Annotated in this window: 14 protein-coding genes; 12 read left to right on the forward strand and 2 right to left on the reverse strand. The window is 70.0% G+C overall.

Going from position 1 to position 17,690, the window contains the following annotated elements; all coding sequences use genetic code 11:
- The first annotated feature begins 45 nt into the window (after positions 1–45).
- The 4 genes from QSJ33_RS03675 to QSJ33_RS03690 all read left to right on the forward strand — a co-directional run bounded on the left by QSJ33_RS03675 (position 46) and on the right by QSJ33_RS03690 (position 5,798).
- On the forward strand, positions 46–2,775 hold the full coding sequence (locus QSJ33_RS03675) for a WD40/YVTN/BNR-like repeat-containing protein (RefSeq protein WP_285723030.1): 2,730 nt from the start codon (positions 46–48) through the stop codon (positions 2,773–2,775).
- Between the two features lie 197 nt (positions 2,776–2,972).
- Complete coding sequence (locus QSJ33_RS03680; RefSeq protein ID WP_285723033.1) at positions 2,973–3,371, forward strand: YchJ family protein; 399 nt, start codon at positions 2,973–2,975, stop codon at positions 3,369–3,371.
- A gap of 191 nt (positions 3,372–3,562) precedes the next feature.
- Positions 3,563–4,711, forward strand: coding sequence for a hybrid sensor histidine kinase/response regulator (locus QSJ33_RS03685; protein ID WP_285723034.1), 1,149 nt, complete (start codon positions 3,563–3,565; stop codon positions 4,709–4,711).
- A 115-nt stretch (positions 4,712–4,826) separates the two neighbouring features.
- Entirely contained in the window at positions 4,827–5,798 is a 972-nt protein-coding gene (locus tag QSJ33_RS03690; protein ID WP_285723036.1) for a DUF1028 domain-containing protein, read from the forward strand.
- Positions 5,799–5,856: 58 nt separating this feature from the next.
- On the opposite strand, the gene QSJ33_RS03695 is transcribed toward QSJ33_RS03690, so the two are convergent.
- Together QSJ33_RS03695 and QSJ33_RS03700 are read right to left on the reverse strand one after the other, a co-directional pair.
- Complete coding sequence (locus tag QSJ33_RS03695; protein WP_285723038.1) at positions 5,857–6,354, reverse strand: type 1 periplasmic-binding domain-containing protein; 498 nt, start codon at positions 6,352–6,354, stop codon at positions 5,857–5,859.
- A 186-nt stretch (positions 6,355–6,540) separates the two neighbouring features.
- A complete protein-coding gene (locus QSJ33_RS03700) occupies positions 6,541–8,655 on the reverse strand; it encodes a prolyl oligopeptidase family serine peptidase (protein ID WP_285723039.1) in 2,115 nt (704 codons plus the stop codon).
- Positions 8,656–8,763: 108 nt separating this feature from the next.
- On the opposite strand from QSJ33_RS03700, the gene QSJ33_RS03705 reads away from it, so the two are divergent.
- The 8 genes from QSJ33_RS03705 (at position 8,764) to hisD (ending at position 17,655) form a co-directional block, all read left to right on the forward strand.
- On the forward strand, positions 8,764–10,095 hold the full coding sequence (locus QSJ33_RS03705) for a PhoH family protein (RefSeq protein ID WP_285723041.1): 1,332 nt from the start codon (positions 8,764–8,766) through the stop codon (positions 10,093–10,095).
- Positions 10,096–10,104: 9 nt separating this feature from the next.
- Positions 10,105–10,671, forward strand: a complete 567-nt coding sequence (locus tag QSJ33_RS03710) for a hypothetical protein (protein WP_285723043.1) — start codon at positions 10,105–10,107, stop codon at positions 10,669–10,671.
- Between the two features lie 31 nt (positions 10,672–10,702).
- The gene (gene tyrS, locus QSJ33_RS03715) at positions 10,703–11,902 is read left to right on the forward strand and encodes a tyrosine--tRNA ligase (RefSeq protein WP_285723045.1); all 1,200 of its coding nucleotides are present in this window, start codon (positions 10,703–10,705) and stop codon (positions 11,900–11,902) included.
- The gene (locus QSJ33_RS03720; protein ID WP_285723047.1) at positions 11,899–13,560 is read left to right on the forward strand and encodes a cyclic di-GMP-binding domain-containing protein, MshE-related; all 1,662 of its coding nucleotides are present in this window, start codon (positions 11,899–11,901) and stop codon (positions 13,558–13,560) included. The genes tyrS and QSJ33_RS03720 overlap by 4 nt, the downstream gene beginning before the upstream one ends.
- A 145-nt stretch (positions 13,561–13,705) precedes the next feature.
- On the forward strand, positions 13,706–14,551 hold the full coding sequence (locus QSJ33_RS03725; protein ID WP_285723049.1) for an SPOR domain-containing protein: 846 nt from the start codon (positions 13,706–13,708) through the stop codon (positions 14,549–14,551).
- The gene (locus QSJ33_RS03730; RefSeq protein ID WP_285723051.1) at positions 14,520–15,224 is read left to right on the forward strand and encodes an IspD/TarI family cytidylyltransferase; all 705 of its coding nucleotides are present in this window, start codon (positions 14,520–14,522) and stop codon (positions 15,222–15,224) included. The genes QSJ33_RS03725 and QSJ33_RS03730 overlap by 32 nt, the downstream gene beginning before the upstream one ends.
- Positions 15,225–15,348: 124 nt before the next feature.
- On the forward strand, positions 15,349–16,266 hold the full coding sequence (lpxC, locus tag QSJ33_RS03735; RefSeq protein WP_285723053.1) for a UDP-3-O-acyl-N-acetylglucosamine deacetylase: 918 nt from the start codon (positions 15,349–15,351) through the stop codon (positions 16,264–16,266).
- Between the two features lie 54 nt (positions 16,267–16,320).
- On the forward strand, positions 16,321–17,655 hold the full coding sequence (gene hisD / locus QSJ33_RS03740; RefSeq protein ID WP_285723055.1) for a histidinol dehydrogenase: 1,335 nt from the start codon (positions 16,321–16,323) through the stop codon (positions 17,653–17,655).
- Positions 17,656–17,690: the final 35 nt, after the last annotated feature.

A 17,690-nucleotide genomic window follows, 5' to 3' on the forward strand; every position in this document is an offset into this window, starting at 1 on the left:
CTCATCACCTGCGGTAAGCTGGCGGCTCCCCCTCACGAGGTGTCCATGCCCGCCCGCATCCCGCGACTGCTGTCCGCCCTGTTCATCTGCGCCTCCCTCCTGGCCGGCCAGAAGGCCAAGGCGCCCGTGCCCGCGCCGAAGCCCCAGGGGCCGGCCGTGGACGCCGCCCGCCTCGCGGCCCTGAAGGCCCGCAGCATCGGCCCGGCCGTCATGGGCGGCCGGGTGTCGGACCTCGCCGCCGATCCCGTCCACCCCGACACCTTCTACGTGGGCCTGGCCACCGGCGGCGTGTGGAAGACCGTGAACGCGGGCGCCACCTTCGCGCCCATCTTCGACAAGCAATCCGTCGCCTCCATCGGCGCCGTGGCGGTGGCGCCCTCCGATCCCAAGGTGGTCTGGGTGGGCACGGGCGAGGCCAACGACCGCAACAGCTCCGGCTGGGGCGACGGCGTCTACCGCTCCACCGATGCCGGCGCCACCTGGACCCACGTGGGTCTCGCCCACAGCAAGGCCATCCCCCGCGTCGTGGTGTCCCCGAAGGATCCCGCCACGGCCTACGTGGCGGTCATGGGCGATCTCTGGACCCCTGGCGGCGAGCGGGGCCTCTTCAAGACCACCGATGGCGGGAAGACCTGGAAGGCCGTCCTGAAGGCCCCCGGCGCGCTGGACACCCGCGTGGGCTGCGGCGACGTGGCGATGGATCCCGCGAATCCCGACACCCTCTACGCCGCCCTCTACGCCCGGCAGCGCACGCCCTGGTCCTTCACCTACGGCGCGGCCGCCTCGGACGGCCAGGACGTGGGCGGGATCTACCGGAGCACCGACGGCGGCGCCACCTGGCACAAGCTCACGAAGGGCCTGCCCACGCTCACCGGGCGCATCGGCCTGGATGTGTCCCGCAGCAACCCGAAGGTCGTGATGGCCGTGGTCCAGAGCGACCAGGGCGGCACGGCGGGCATCGATGACGTCCTGAGCAAGGCGGGCGGCGTCTTCCGCTCCGAGGACGGCGGCGAAAGCTGGACCCGCATGAACGCCCTGAACCCCCGTCCCTTCTACTTCAGCCAGATCCGCATCGATCCCGTGAACCCCCAGCGGGTCTACGTGGCCGGCTACATGCTGCATGTCTCCGATGACGGCGGCCGCACCTTCCGGGAGGACCTCTTCAAGCACGTGCACCCCGACTGCCACGCCCTGGCCTTCCCCAAGGCCGATCCGCCGAAGGCCGAGGTGCCCAAGGCCGGTGAGCCCGCCCATCCGCCGGTCACCTCCCGGCTGCTCCTCGGCACGGATGGCGGGGTGTACCAGAGCTACGAGGCCGGCCAGAACTGGATCCACCTGGACCACCTCCCGGCCGGCGAGTTCTACCGCATCACCCTCGACGACAGCACGCCCTACCGCATCGCCGGGGGCCTCCAGGACAACGAGAACTGGGTGGGCCCCAGCCGGACCCTCTCCAAGGAGGGCATCCGCAACACCGACTGGACCCCCATCGGCGGCGGCGACGGCTTCTCCTGCGTGTTCGACCCGCAGGACCCCAACCTCCTCTATGCCGAGAGCCAGGGCGGCTCGCTGCACCGGTTCAACCTCCGCACGGGCGAATTCAAGCCCCTCCAGCCCAGCCCCGCTGAGGGCCAGCCCGCCTTCCGCTTCAACTGGAACGCGCCCCTCTTCGGCAGCCGGCACGACAAGGGCGTGCTGTACCTGGGCGGCAACCGGGTCTTCCGGTTGACCGACCACGGCGAGAAGTGGACCCTCATCAGCCCCGACCTCTCCACCCAAGATCCGGGGAAGACCACCGCCACCGGCAGCGGCGCCGAGACCTTCGGCGTGGTCTTCGCCCTGGCGGAATCCCCGGCGAGGGCCGGCCTCCTCTGGGCCGGCACCGACGACGGCAAGCTCTGGATCACCGAGGATGATGGCGCCCACTGGACGGACCTCACCGCCCACGTGCCCGCCCCTGCCCGGGGGCAGTGGATCAGCCGCATCGAGCCCGGCGCCCGCGACGCGAAGGTCGCCTACCTGGCCGTGGATGCCCACCGGGCGGGCCTCTATGCGCCCCTGGTCTACCGCACCGCCGACGGGGGCCTCACCTGGCAGAGCCTCGCGGCGAACCTGCCCCCGGACGTGCCGGTGAAGGTGGTCCGCGAGGATCCGGCAAACCCCGACCTGCTGTTCGCGGGCACCGAGGCCGGGCTCTACGCCAGCCTGGACCGCGGGGCCTCCTGGTCGAAGTTCGGCGGCCTGCCCCCCGTGGCCGTGGACGACATCCAGATCCAGCCCCGGGAGCACGACCTGGTCCTCGCCACCCACGGCCGCAGCCTCTACGTGCTGGACGACATCGCCCCCCTGGAGGCCCTCACCCCGGAGACCGCCGCCAAGCCCCTGGACCTCTTCCCGGTGCGGCCGGCGGAGGGTTCGTACCTGCTGAACGGGTGGGTGGAGTCCGCCGGCGCGGGCCACTACCGTGGCGCGAACCCGCCGGAGGGCGCGCTGCTCACCTACTGGCTCCGCGACCTGGGCGACGAGACCCCGAGCCTCTCCATCGCCAACGCCGAGGGACAGCCCGTGGCCACCTTCACCCTGCCCCGCACCCCAGGCCTGGGCCGCGTGGCCTGGAACCTCCGGCCCACCGGGAACCTGCTCACCCCCTACGGCGGCCTGGGGGCCCACAAGTTCATCCCCTCCGGGACCTACACCGCCACCCTGACCCTGGGCGCCGCCAAGGCCCAGCAGAAGTTCCAAGTCACCATCGCCCCCGGCATCGAGACCCGCTGATCCCCAGGCCCCCGTTCAAAGACCTCCACGAAGAACACGAATACGAAAGGACAAGATCACGAAGGAAGGCTTCTACCAAGGGCGACTCGCTTGATCGCTTTCGGCAGGCTTCGTGATCTTTCGTCGCCCGCAGGGCGTCTTCGTGCCCTTCGTGGAGCGCCTTAGAATGCTGAGTGTGAAATCTATCGGAAGGACCCATGTCCAGACCCTGCCCCTGCGCCTCCAGCAAGACCTATGACCGCTGCTGCGGCCCCTTCATCGAGGGGGCCCAGGCCCCCGCCACCGCCGAGCAGCTCATGCGTTCCCGGTTCAGCGCCTACGCCCTGGGGAAGGTGGACTACCTCATCGCGACCCGCAGCGCCGACAAGCGGAGCAGCGAGAACCGGGAGGAACTGGTCCAGTACTGCAAGTCCGTCCAGTGCGTGGGCCTCAAGATCGTCGCCCGGCAGAAGGGGGGCCCGGAGGACACGGAAGGCATCGTCACCTTCCACGCCAGCCTCCAGGCCAACGGCCGCCGCTCCCTCCACATCGAGACCAGCACCTTCGCCCGGGAGGACGGGCGCTGGGTGTACGTGGATGGGGTGGTGAAGGGATAGGGGCACCCCCGCAAGGATGCTGCCGGGTCCGCTGAACCGCGGGCCCGGCGCGAGTTTGCGCCCGGCGCCTACCGTTCGGCCCTCGATCCTGCACGTCCGCCCTTTCTCCTTGACTTATATTTTTTTCCCCATCTGATGGACCCAACACAAGGCCTTTCCAAACGTTTCCAAACCGCCTTCTGGGGTCAGTGATGGATGGTGAACCCATAGTCTTCCGCCGCGCGGACCATGGCGCCCGGATCCTGGTGGTGGATGATGACGCCCTGTCCCGCCGGAGCGTCCGCGCCATGCTTGAGCGCGGCTACTACACGGTGGAGACGGCGGAGGGCGGAGAGGAGGCGCTGGCGCTGCTCCCCTCCTTCCAGCCGGAACTGGTGCTCCTGGACATCCAGATGCCGGGCATGGATGGACTGGAGGTCTGCCGCCGGATCCGCGAGCTGCCCAACGGGGAACTGCTGCCCATCATCTTCCTGACGGGGGACGAACGCCCGGAAATGCATGCGCAGGCGCTGCGGGTCAAGGGCGACGACTTCCTCCGGAAACCCGTCATGCCGGCGGAACTGATCACCCGCATCCGCAGCCTCATGCGCCTCAAGCGGCTCCAGGCGGAGATCCGGGCCGAGCGGGACAGCCTGCTCGACCTCCAGAAGCAGCGCGAGCAGCTCTTCCATTTCATCGTGCACGACCTGAAGAATCCCCTCTCGGCCATCCAGGTGGGTCTGGAGCTCCTGGACGATGGGGACCAGGCCCCCGACTCCTCCAGGCCCCACCTGCACCGGCTCCGGGAAACGGCCCAGGCCATGGGCCGCATGATCCAGGACATCCTGGACATCGGCCGGGCCGAGCAGGTCGGCCTGGAACTGCGCAGGATGCAGGTCCCCCTGGACATCTGGATCCCCCGGCTGATCCGGGAAGTGGAGGCCCAGGCCCAGAGCCGGGGCCATGGCCTGGCCTGGGAGTGTCCGACCGGGCTCGCGGTCGATGCGGATCCGGAATTCCTCCGGCGGGTGCTCATGAACCTCGTCGACAACGCGCTGAAATACTCGCCCTCCGGCAGCCAGACCCGGATCGAAGCCCGGCCCGTGGAAGGCGGCGTGCGCCTGGCGGTGCGGGATCAGGGGGAAGGGATCCCCGAGCCCATGCGCGAACAGATCTTCGGGAAGTTCGTCCGCCTCGAGGAGGGGGGCCCGAGCACCCGCTCCGGGTCGGGCCTCGGCCTGGCCTTCTGCCAGCTGGTGGCCGAGGCCCACGGAGGGCGGATCTGGGTCGAGGACAACCCGCCCCGGGGAAGCGTGTTCGTGATGGAGATCCCGACGGCCGGCGCCGTTCCGTCCGCCTGAACCGGCCCCGGACCGGTGCCACGGAATGGAGCGACGTGCTTCGCCGCCGTCGGCAGCGCCATGGGAGGCCGCGGGGGGTAGGATGGGGGTCCCTCCCCTCCCGCCCGGAGCCCCCATGCGCCTCCTCGCCCTCGCCCTCCTGCCGTTGGTGCTTCCCGCCCAGGCGGGTGAAGTCCCCCGCCGCCCCGTCCACACCTATTCCATCGTGGCCCGCGACGCGGCCACGGGGGAGCTGGGCGTGGCGGTGCAGAGCCACTGGTTCTCCGTGGGCTCGTCGGTGCCCTGGGCCGAGGCCGGTGTGGGGGCCGTGGCCACGCAGAGCTTCACCGATCCGACCTACGGCGCCATGGGCCTGGCCCTCATGCGGGCGGGCAAGTCGGCACCGGAGGCCCTGAAGGCCCTGCTGGCCGGGGATCCCGACCGGGAGGTGCGCCAGGTGGCCATGGTGGACGCCCAGGGCCGGTCCGCGGCCCACACGGGCGCGAAGTGCATCCAGGCCGCGGGGGACGAGGTGGGCGACGGGTTCACCGTGGAGGCCAACCTCATGGACAAGCCGACGGTCTGGCCGGCCATGGCCAGGGCCTTCCGCGAGGCCAAGGGCGACCTGGCGGACCGGATGCTGGCGGCGCTCCGGGCCGCCCAGGCCCAGGGCGGCGACATCCGTGGCCAGCAGAGCGCGGCCATCCTCATCGTGAAGGGCAAGGCCTCGGGCCAGCCCTGGAACGACCGGCTCTTCGACCTCCGGGTGGAGGACAGCCCCGATCCCCTGAGGGAGCTGGGCCGCCTCATCCAGCTGCGCCGGGCCTACATCCTCATGGACCAGGGGGACGGCTTCGTGACCGCCGGCAAGTGGGCCGAGGCCAAGGCCGCCTACGAGGCCGCGTCCAAGCTGGCCCCCGGCGTCTGGGAGATGCCCTTCTGGCAGGCCGTGGCCCTGGCCTCCAGCGGCAAGCTGGACGAGGCCCTGCCCCTCTTCAAGCGGGTCTTCGCCGCCGAGCCCTTCTGGAAGCGCCTGGTTCCCCGCCTGGCCGACGTGGGCCAGCTGCCCAAGGACGCCGCCCTGCTCAAGGCCATCGAGGCCCAGTAGGTCCGTACAGCCGACAGGCCAGGCTCCGGTGGGCCTGGCCTGTCGGGGAGGGCGGATCCTAGAGCTGGACGGCGCCCTGGGGGATGGCGGCGCCGGTGGCGCTGGCGGCCTTGGCGTTGGCCAGGAGCTTGCCGCCGGTGCCGGGGCCCACGCCCATGACGGCGCCCTGCTTCACGCCCTGCTCCGTGGTGGCGGCGGTGGGCACCTTGGCGGCGGCCATGCGCTGGATGAGGAAGGACGCGGCGCTGCTGCCGTCGCCGGCCACATGATCACCGGCCAGCAGTACCACGGCGTCGGGTCGGCGGGAACCCAGGGTGGCCACGGCCTTGCCGACCTCCTGGGGCCCCTTGACGTCCACGACCATCAGCTTCACGCCGGGCAGGGCGTCGGCCAGAGATTCCACCGCGCCGTGGCTGGCGGAGGCATCGCAGACCACGGCGATCGTGCCGCACTTGGGCCAGGTGTGCTTGATGGCCTTGCCGAGGGCGTCGTAGTCGCCCGCCGTCAGGGGGGCGGCGAGCAGGGCGGCAGCGGACAGAAGGGTGACCAGCTTCATCGATTCGTCTCCTCAGGGCTGTCCTGAAACCGCTTCAGGGCAGTCACTGGAAGCTGTATCGGCCGACGGGACCCCGGTCTAAAGCAAAAACAAACGTTACACATAAAGAACTTGCGTCAAATCCCCAAAATTGTGACCAGCGTCCCACCCCGGAGAACCGGGGTGGGCACAGTCGGGGAGAGGGCCTCAGCGGACCGTCATGTGCAGGTTCTTCACCAGGAAGGCGTACTCGTCGGCGATCTCGGCCAGGATCTTGTCCGTGGGCTTCCCGGCGCCATGGCCGGCGCGGGTCTCGATGCGGATGAGGATGGGCGCCGGGCCGGCCTGGTCCGCCTGCATCGTGGCGGCGAACTTGAAGCTGTGGGCCGGCACCACCCGGTCGTCGTGGTCGCTGGTGGTGATGAGGGTGGGGGGGTACTTCACGCCCGGCTTGATGTTCTGGAGCGGGCTGTACTTGATGAGGGTGTCGAAGCCCTCCTTTGTCTCGCTGCTGCCGTAGTCGCTCTTCCAGCCCCAGCCCAGGGTGAACAGGTGGAAGCGCAGCATGTCCATGACGCCCACGGCAGGCAGGCAGGCGCCGAAGAGGTCCGGCCGCTGGGTCTCGCAGGCCCCGACGAGCAGGCCGCCGTTGCTGCCGCCCTGGATGGCCAGCTTCGGCGTGCTCGTGTACTTCTCGCGGATCAGCCACTCGGCCGCGGCGATGAAGTCGTCGAAGACGTTCTGCTTGTTCTGCAGCCGGCCCGCATGGTACCAGTCCATGCCGTACTCCCCCCCGCCGCGGAGGTTGGCCATGGCGTAGACGCCCCCCATCTCCAGCCAGGCCACGCGGGTGGACGAGAAGGACGGGGTGAGCGAGATGTTGAAGCCGCCGTAGCCGTAGAGCAGCGTCGGGTTCGTCCCGTCGAGCTTCAGCCCCTTCTTGTAGGTGAGGAACATGGGGATCTTCGTGCCGTCCTTGCTGGGGTAGAAGACCTGCTTGGTCTCATAGGCGGCGGGGTCGAAGTCCACCTTCGGGGCCCGGAACACCTCGCTCTTCCGGGTCCGGAAATCGTAGCGGTAGATGGCGGAGGGATAGGTGAAGCTGGTGAAGGCGTAGAAGGTCTCCTTGTCCCCGCGCTCGCCGCCGAAGCCGCTGGCGGTGCCGAGGGCGGGAAGCTTCAGCTCGCCGGCCTCCCGGCCCTTCAGGTCATGGAAGGTGATGCGGGTGTGCGCGTCATGCATCCAGTTCGCCACGAACTGGTGGCCCACGAAGGAGACGCCGTCGAGGACGTCCCGCCCCTTGGCTTCCGCGATCAGCGTCTTCCACTGGGCGGGCTGGGCATGGCCCGGCCGGATGGCCACCAGGCGGTAGCGGGGGGCGTCCTTGTCGGTCAGGACGAAGAACGTGTCCTTGTCGTTGCCGATGACCGCATAGCTCGCATCCATGGCCTCCAGCAGCGGCACGACCTTCGTGCCGGGCTTCGAGAGGTCCTGGATGAAGAGGCTGGTCTTCGGGTCGGTGCCCTTGCCGGCGCTGATGACGAGCCAGCGGCCGTCGTCGGTCACATTGGCGCCCAGGTACCAGTCGGGATGGTCGGCCCGCTTGTAGACGAGGACATCCTCGGCCTGGGAGGTGCCCAGCTTGTGGAAGAACACCTGGTGGTTCTGGTTGATGCCCTTGAGGGCGTCGCCGGGCTTGGGTGCGTCGTAGCGGCTGTAGTAGAAGCCGCTGCCGTCCCGCCGCCAGCTGGCGCCGCTGGCCTTGGACCAGCGGATCAGGTCGGGGAGATCCTTGCCGCTGGCCACGTCGCGGACGTGCCAGGTGATCCAGTCCGAGCCCGCCTCGGCCAGGGCGTAGGCGATGCGCGTGCCGTCATGGGTGACGCTCAGGCCCGCCAGGGCCACCGTCCCGTCCTTGGAGAGGGTGTTGGGATCCAGGAGGACCTTGGGCTCCCCCTTGAGGCCCTGGGTCCAGTACAGCTTGGCCTGGGGTTCCAGGCCCTTGTTGTAGGTGAAGAAGTAGCGCCCCCCCTGCTGGAAGGGTGCGGAGTACTTCTCGTAGTCGTACAGCTTCGTCAGCCGGGCCAGGATGGCCTGCCGCTCCGGGATCTGCTCCAGGTAGCCGAAGGTGACCTTGTTCTGGGCCTCCACCCAGGCCTTCGTCTCCGCGCTGTTGTCGTCCTCGAGCCAGCGGTAGGGATCGGGCACCTTGGTGCCGAAGTAGTCGTCCACCACCGCATCCTTCCGGGTCTGGGGATAGGCGGGTGGCGTCTGGGCGGAAAGGGCCGTGCTGAGTGCCAGGACCATGGGTGCGAACCTCATCGGACATGCCTCCGGGGGATGGGTCATCTTCCCACCGGCAACCGGGCAAAGCCTAGCCGTGCACCCCCGGGCGCTTGGTGGTAGGCTCCGGCCAAACCAGGAGGTCACTTGGTCCCACCATCCAGCAAGAAGGTGTTCGTCCTGGATACGAACGTCCTCCTGCACGATCCGAACTCCATCCTGCATTTCCAGGAACACGATGTGGTCATCCCCATCGTGGTCATCGAGGAGGTGGACCACTTCAAGAAGGACCAGACCGAGGTGGGCCGCAACGCCCGGACCGTCTCCCGCATGCTGGACCGCCTCCGGGCCAATGGCAGCCTCAGCCGGGGCGTGCCCCTGGAGGGCGGCGGATCGCTCAAGGTGGACGTCGCCGCCCACAGCCTGGACCTCGGCATCCTCTCCGCTGACAAGCACAAGGCCGACAACCAGATCCTGGCCTGCGCCCGGGAACTGCTGCACACGCTCAAGGAGCGGGTGGTCCTCATCAGCAAGGACACGAACCTGCGCATAAAGGCGGACGCCATCGGCGTGCAGGCCGAGGACTACACCACGGACCGGGTGGAGATGGACGAGCTCTACACGGGCCACCGCACCTGGGAGGTGGATCCGCCCCAGGTGGACCTCCTCTACGACGGCGGCCTCCAGCCCGACCCCGAACTGCACCTGGAGCCCAACCAGTTCGTCACCCTCGTGGACCGCACCAATCCCAGTCACACAGCCCTGGGCCGGCTCATGGCCGCCGACGGCCTGCTCCATCCGCTGCGACGGCTGGAGGCCCCGCCCTGGGGCATCAAGGCCCGGAACCGGGAGCAGCAGTTCGCCATGGACCTCCTGCTGGATGATGCAGTCCAGGTGGTCACCCTCCTCGGCAAGGCCGGCACCGGCAAGACCCTGCTCGCCATCGCCGCCGGGCTCCAGCAGGTGGTGGACGACGAGCGCTACCACAAGCTGCTGGTGAGCCGGCCGGTCATGCCCATGGGCCGGGACCTGGGCTACCTGCCCGGGGACATCGGCGAGAAGCTGCGCCCCTACATGCAGCCCATCTACGACAACCTGGAGTTCATCGTGGCGGCCAACATGGACGCCCGCCGGCGGACCACCATGACCGCGGCCCAGCTGGAGGAGGCCGGGTACCTCAGCGTGGAGCCCCTCACCTACATCCGCGGGCGGAGCATCCCCAGCCAGTTCCTCATCGTGGACGAGGCCCAGAACCTCACGCCCCACGAGGTGAAGACCATCCTCACCCGGGCCGGCGAGGGCACCAAGGTGGTCTTCACCGGCGACCCCCACCAGATCGACAACCCCTACGTGGACGCTAGCACCAACGGCCTGAGCTTCCTGGCGGACCACTTCAAGCACCTGGACATCTCCGGCCACGTCACCCTGATGAAGGGCGAGCGCAGCAAGCTCGCCGAGCTGGCCAGCAACCTCCTCTAGGAGCCCCCCATGGCTGATTCCTCCTGGGACAACGACGGATACGGGAAGCCCACCAAGGTGGGAATGCCCACCTGGGCCAAGGTGCTCCTGGGCTGCGGCGTGGTGGCCGTCCTGGCCATGGCCACCTGCGTGGGGGGCGGCATGTACCTGGCCCATCGGCTCAAGAAGGACCCGAACGGGTTCAAGAAGCAGGTGCTGGGCTTCGCCATCGACCGCATCCGGCCCGAATGGGAGGACTTCCGCGCCGTGGTGGAGCAGCTCCGGACCGCCGAAGGATGTCGCGCGCTCTACGCCGCCAATCCCGACCTGGCCGCCACCTGGCCGAAGGAGGCCGATTTCCTGGCCGCGGCCAAGGCCTGGCAGCCGGGCCTTCCTTCCGCCCCGGAGCTCACGCCCGAGCTCCTCCAGGGCCACGAGGGCATCCAGATCAATTCGCAATTCGGCGGCAAGGTGCGCGTGAGCTGGCGCCCCAAGGACGGACCCGACGTGGCCGTGACCTTCGACCGCTCCCGGAAACCCGGGGATACCGCTCCCCGCCGCGTGCTCGAAGTGGAGGTCCATCCAGCCTCCAATTGAGCCTGCGGCCGTTTTCCGCCAAGATGCAGGCATGGCCGCCGCTTCTGATCCAGTAAACGATGCCCTCGCCCTGCTCCTGAAGGGCACCGTGACCTGCCACAAGGCGGAACAGCTCGAAACGAAGCTCAAGGAGGGCCGGCCCCTCCGCATCAAGGCCGGCTTCGATCCCACCGCCCCGGATCTGCACCTGGGCCACGGTGTGCTGATCCGCAAGATGGCCCAGTTCCAGAAGCTCGGCCACGAGGTCACCTTCCTCATCGGCGATTTCACCGGCCTCATCGGCGACCCCACCGGCAAGAAGGCCACCCGCCCGCCCCTCACCCGGGAGGAGGTCCTGGCCAACGCCGAGACCTACAAGGCCCAGGTCTTCAAGATCCTCGATCCCGAACGGACGAAGGTCCGCTTCAACAGCGAGTGGCTGGGGGAGCTGAAGGGCGAGGACTGGATCCGCCTCACCTCGCGGTTCACCGTGGCCCAGATGCTGGAGCGCAACGATTTCGCCAAGCGCATGGACGCCCGGGAGCCCATCGCCCTGCACGAGCTGCTCTACCCCCTGACCCAGGCGTACGATTCCGTGGCCCTCCGGGCCGACGTGGAGCTGGGCGGCAACGACCAGCTGTTCAACCTCATGCAGGGCCGCATCCTCCAGGAGGCCTCGGGCCAGAAGCCCCAGGTCGTGCTCACGGTCCCCCTGCTCCTGGGCCTGGACGGCGTGGAGAAGATGTCCAAGTCCCTGGGCAACTACATCGGCTTCATGGAGGATCCGGACACCCAGTTCGGCAAGGCCATGAGCGTGAGCGACACCCTGATGTGGGACTGGTACCTGCTCCTGACGGACAAGCTCCCCGCCGAGATCGAAGCCCTCAAGCAGGGCCACCCCATGGACGCCAAGAAGGCCCTGGCCCGCCAGATCGTCTCGGACTTCCATGGCGCCACCGCCGGGCGGGAAGCCGAGGAGCGCTGGATCCGGCGGTTCTCGGAGCGGAGCCTGGAGGAGGCCCCCGACATCGCCCTCCCGCCCACGGACGGCGAGGTCCCCCTGGCCCGCCTCCTGGTGGACCGGGGGCTGGCCGGCAGCCGCAAGGAGGCCGAGCGGCTCATCGCCCAGGGCGCCGTGAGCCTGGATGGGGAGAAGGCCGGGGACCCCTCGGTCCGGCTGGTCCTCCGGCCCGGCCAGTCGCTGCTGGTGAAGGTCGGCAAACTGAAGCTCGAGCGATGGACGGTCTCATGAGCCTCCCCGCCCTCAAGGATCTGTTCGCCCGCCACCGCCAGAAGGCCACGGGCCTCTGGCGCCTGGGCCAGGACCCCCAGCGGACGGTCTACCTGGAGCACGGCGATGTGGTCTTCGCCGGGAGCACCCACCCCCTGGACCGGCTCACCCACCTGCTGGTGGAGCGGGGCCGGATCACCCAGGCCCAGCTGGACTACGCCCTGGCCAACCTCAACCCCGGCATGTCCATCGGCAAGAACCTCATCGAGATGGGCTTCATCACCCAGCGGGACCTGCTGGACGTGGCCCGGGCCCAGGTGGAACGGGTGGTGTGGGCCACCCTGGCCGACGACGAGAACCAGCCCGCCTTCGAGGCCCGGGAACTGGACGCGACGACCGTCCGCCTCCCCTTCGACACCCCCCTGATGCTGCTGTCGGGCGTCCTGAACCTCCGGAACCGCGAGGCGGTCCTGGAGGAGCTGGGCCCCCTGAACCAGGTGGTGGTCCTGGAGGGCCGCCGACTCCAGGAGCTCACCCTGCCCCCCGACCTGTCCCGCCTCCCGGCCCTCCTGGACGGCAGCCGGACCCTGCTGGAGCTGAGCCGGGAATCCGGGGTTGAGCCCTTCCGCCTCGGGGCCTTCGCCCTCTTCCTGCGGGAGATCGGCTGGGCCCGCCTGCACGAGCTCCCGCCCCTGGACCGCCGGGCCCTGGAAATGGCCCTGGAGCCGGCCCAGCCGCCCCTGACCCCGGCCCTGCCGGAGCCCCCGTCGGAACCCCAGCCTTCGCTCTTCTCCGAGATCCACGCCAGCCAGCTCCCCACCACCAACCTGGAGCACCTGTCCGAGGCCCTCGACCAGCTGGGCCCCGACGACGAGCTCCCCGACCTCCCGGAGCTGGACGACCTCCCGGAATTTCCCGAGCCGCCCGACCTGCCGGAGCCCCTCTCCGTGCCGGTGGCCAGCCCGGAGCAGCCCCTCCGCATCCACCACGAGGCCTCGGGGACCACCGAGCTGCCCGAACCCCCCGCGCCGCCGCCCGCGCCCCCCTCCCGGCGGGCCCTGGCCCTGGGCGCCGTGCTGGCCCTCATCCTCGGGGCCTGGGGTGGCTTCCGGTACGTCCACCGCCCGGGGCGGAAATCCACTCCTGCTCCCAAGACCGAGGGCGCTCCGGCCCCGGCTGCTCCCACCCCGGCCGGCACACCTGCCCCTGTGACACCAGCTCCCCAACCCGAGCCCCCCGCCCCATCCCCCTCCGAGGCCAAGCCCGAACCGCCCAAGCCCGAGGCCAAGCCTGAGCCGAAGACCCAGGCCCGCGAGGTGGCCCCCGCCTCTCGGGAGGAGCGGTTCAAGGCCATCACGGCGGGCTCCTGGAAGCTGGCCCTGGCCCAGGGCGAGGCCCACCGGAAGCGTCTCCGCGGGAAATGGACCCTCCGTCTGGAGATCGCCTGCCAGGGCGCCACGGTCCAGCACGCCGCCGAGCTCCTCCGGAAGCAGGAGCCGGATCTCTTCCTCCTGCCCATGACCATGCGCGACGGACGCACCTGCTACCAGGTGCTCCTGGGAGAATACCGGTCGGAGGCGGCCGCGCTGCGCGCCGCCCGGCGCCTCCCGGCCCCCTTCCTGGCCGAAGGCAACCGCCCGAAGCCCTTCCGGGTGGCCGAGATCCCCTCCCGGCAATAGATCCCGTCGAAAGATAAGCTCTGCGATCGCTGAATATATCGCTATTGCATTTTCAAGCTCTTTACAATCGGACGAGAAAAGATCATACTTTCTATGTATATGGGGGTGCCCTTAAACCAGGCCCCCCAGATCTTTTGGAGTCCATTTGCTGTCCCCCTTCCACCCCACCAACTGGAGCAAGGCCGCTGCGTACTGGATCCACGAGATCCACGTGGCCTTCGACCCTCCGGTTCCCGTGGCGCCTGGATCGGGCGGCTTCCTCCGGCGCACGCGCCTGGGCGCGCCCCAGGTGGCGGTGCTGGTGTCCCTGGCCTTCACCCTCCACTGCACCCGGCCCCCCGAGACCTTCACCGCCCGCCGGACCGGCCTCAGCGGTCCGCCCCAGCAGCCCGGCGACCGGGCCTTCGTCGAGGAGGGCATGGCCAGCTGGTACGGCGGCGATGACGATGGATTCTCCGGCAGGCCGACGGCCAGCGGGGAGATTTTCGATCCCGACAAGTACACCTGCGCCCACCGGACCCTGCCCCTCGGGAGCCTGGTGGAGGTGCGCAACCTGGAGAACGGCAAGCGCGGCATCTTCCGGGTGAACGACCGGGGTCCCTTCATCAAGGGGCGCATCCTGGATCTCTCCCGCAAGGGCGCGGAGGAACTCGGGTTCTCGGACCAGGGGACGGCCCGGGTCCGCATCCGCAGCGTGGACGCCCTGGGCGCCCCCGCTGCCCTGGACCCCGCCCTCGACCGGATGGATCCCTATGTGGTACAGGTGGCCGCCCTGTCGAATCCCGAGAATGTGAAGGCTCTCCAGGACCAGCTTGAGGATGCCTTCGGCCCCGTCACCACCCAGGATGCCCTCACCCGGGGGGGGATCTCCGTCAAGCGCGTCCGCGTGGGCAGCTACACCAACCGGCAGGATGCCGAGAAGGCCGCCGAGCAGCTCGCCAAACTCCTGAAGGACCGTGGTGTCGAACCCTTCATCACCCGCCGCCGCTGATCCCCAGCGCCCCTTCCTGGTCATCCCGGCCGGGGGGCGGGGCCTGCGCATGGGGGGCGGCCTGCCCAAGCAGTTCCGGGACTGGGGGGGACGCCCCCTCCTCCGGGCCACCGTCGAGGCCTTCCTGGCCCCGGGCATGCCGCACCTGGCCGGCATCGCCCTCGCCGTCCCACCCGCCCATCTCGCGGAGGCCAAGTCCTGGGATTTTCCGGTCCCCTGCTGGGTGATGCAGGGCGGGGACACCCGCCAGTCCTCCGTGTGGGCGGCCCTCCAGAGCCTTCCCGACCTGCCCATGGCGCCGGTGATGATCCATGACGCCGTCCGGCCCTTTCCGCCTGCCACCCCGCTCTGGGAGGCCCTCGAGGCCCTCAACCAGTACGACGGCGTCCTGCTCGGGGAGCCCTCCACCGACACCCTGAAGCGGGTGGATGCCGAGGGCCGGGTGCTGCGCACGGAGCCCCGCGAGGAATTCTTCCGGGCCCAGACCCCCCAGATCGCGCGGCTGGGTACCTGGCGCCAGGCCTTCCGGTCCGCCGAGGAGGCCGGCTTCACCGGCACGGACGATGTCGCCCTCCTGGAGCGGCTGGGCCTCGCCGTGAAGATCATCCCCAGCCCCAGCTCCAACCTGAAGCTCACCACCCCCGAGGACTGGGAGCGGGCCCTGCCCCGCTGACCGCCAACCACGGTGTGTGGTGGCTGGACCCACAATCCGGCCTTCTTCATCTCTATCCAAACCATGAAATGATTTGGATAGCAAAACGGCATGAAACTGGCTTGGGGATTTGCGAGGACCTTCCATGCCCCGCAGCGTACAGCCCCAGACCCTCGGCCGTGAGATCACGATCTCGGGCCACGGCCTGCACGGCAATCGGCCCTGCACGGTGCGACTCGTGCCCGTGGAGGCCCCCACCGGCCTGCGCTTCGTCCACCTGCCCACTGGCACCGAGCTCCCCGTGAAGGCGGCCCTGGCCGGCGACCTCGTCCTCTCCACCACCCTGGTGAAAGACGGCGTGCGGCTGCAGACCATCGAGCACCTCCTCTCCGCCCTGATGGGCCTGGAGATCGAACACCTCCGCATCGAAGTGGACGCCGAGGAGCTGCCCATCCTGGACGGCAGCGCCGGTCCCTGGGTGGAGGCCATCCTGGAGGCCGGCGTGGCAACCCTGGAGGGCCGCCGCCGGTTCCTCAGGATCACCCGGCCCGTGGAAGTCCGGCAGGGGAACCGCTGGATCCGCGTCTCGCCCTTCGACGGCCTGCGCCTGCGCTACACCATCGACTTCCCGGTGCCCGCCCTCGGCCGCCAGAGCCGTGAGCTGAGCCTCACCCCGGAGAAGTACCGCCGGGAACTGGGGGGCGCCCGCACCTTCTGCCTGGCCCAGGAGATCGAGGCCATGCGCGCCCGGGGCCTGGCCCTGGGGGGCAGCCTCGACAATGCCGTGGTCTTCGGCAACGAAGGCCCCCTGAACGAGTCCCTCCGCTTCGAGGACGAGGCCGTCCGCCACAAGATGCTCGACCTGGTGGGCGACCTCGCCCTGCTCGGCGCCCCGATGCTCGGCCTCGTGGAGGCCCACGCCGCCGGCCATGCCCTGCACGTGGGGCTGACCCAGGCCATCCTCGCCGACCCCAGCTGCTGGGAGTGGACCGAGGAAGCCGTGCCTGCCAACGTCCGATTCTTCTTCCAGTCCTCCCAGTCCCCGGTCGCCCAGCCGGCCTGATTCCCGGTTGCGGGGTACGGTTCCCGCTGGCAAGCTGTTCCCTTCACCCGAGAGGTGTACAGGTGTTACTTCATCCCCATTGCTGACCTGACGGACCGGGCGGAGCTGCCCCGGTGGGTGGCCTCCCTGACCAGGAGCAGCGAGACGGAAGAAGACACCCGGCGGACGGTCGCGGCCATCCTGGGCGATGTGCGCAGCCGCGGCCTCGACGCGGCCCTGGACTGGACCGAACGGCTCGATGGCGTGCGACTGGATCCCGCCGCGCTCCGCGTCTCCGCCACCGCCTTTGCGGAGGCCCGGACCCGCCTCGACCGGGAGCGGCCGGAGCTCATGGCGGCCCTGCGGGTGATGATCGGGAACGTCCGCCGCTTCGCCGAGGGCCAGCGGGCCTGCCTCCACGACCTGGAACTCCCCCTTCCCGGCGGCGGCACGGTGGGCGAGCGCTGGTGCCCCCTGGGCACCGTGGGCGTCTACATCCCCGGCGGCCGGGCCTTCTATCCCTCCACCCTGGCCATGACCGTCATCCCCGCCCAGGTGGCCGGCGTCGGCCGGATCGTGGGCGTGACCCCGCCCCGGCCCCAGCCCACCCTGCCCGGCGCGTGGGGCGTGGATCCCCTCGTGCTCGCCTGCGCCGCGGAGCTGGGCCTGGAGGAACTGATCCCGATGGGCGGCGCCCAGGCCCTGGGCTGGCTGGCCTACGGTGAGCCCGCCGTGGACCTGGTGGCGGGCCCAGGCAACCGCTTCGTGGCCGAGGCCAAGCGCCAGCTCCTGGGCGTCTGCGGCATCGACGCCCTGGCGGGTCCCACGGAACTCCTGGTGCTGGCCGACGGCAGCGCCGATCCCGCCTGGGTGGCCGAGGACCTGCTGGCCCAGGCGGAGCACGATCCCGATGCCGCCGCCGTCCTCGTCAGCGGGGACCGCACGCTGCTGGAGGCCGTGGCCACCGAGCTCGCCACCCGGGCGGAGGCCTCCCCGCGCCGCGAGATCCTGGCCCAGAGCCTCGCCCGCCACGGCCGCCTCGTGCACGCCGGAAAGGAGCTGGCCATCGCCCTGGCTCAGGCCTGGGCCCCGGAGCACCTGGAGCTCTGCGTGGGAGATCCGGAAGCCTGGCTCCCCGCCCTCACGGCGGCTGGCGCAGTCTTCATCGGCAGCGCCAGCGCCGAGGCCTTCGGGGACTACGGCGCCGGTCCCAACCACGTGTTGCCCACCAGCCGCACCGCCCGCTACACCAGCCCCCTGGGCGTGGCCACCTACCTCAAGCGCCAGAGCCTCCTGGCCCTGGCCCCGGCGGACGCCCGGGCCATGGCCCCCTGGGTGAACCGGCTGGCCGAGGCCGAGGGCCTGCCCCACCACGGCCGCAGCGCCGACCTCCGCCACCATCACCCCTAGGGCGCGGTTTTTCCCACCGTGCCCGACGCCGCTCC

Origin of the sequence: Geothrix rubra (genome assembly GCF_030268065.1) — a bacterium.
GTDB classification, from domain to species: domain Bacteria; phylum Acidobacteriota; class Holophagae; order Holophagales; family Holophagaceae; genus Geothrix; species Geothrix rubra.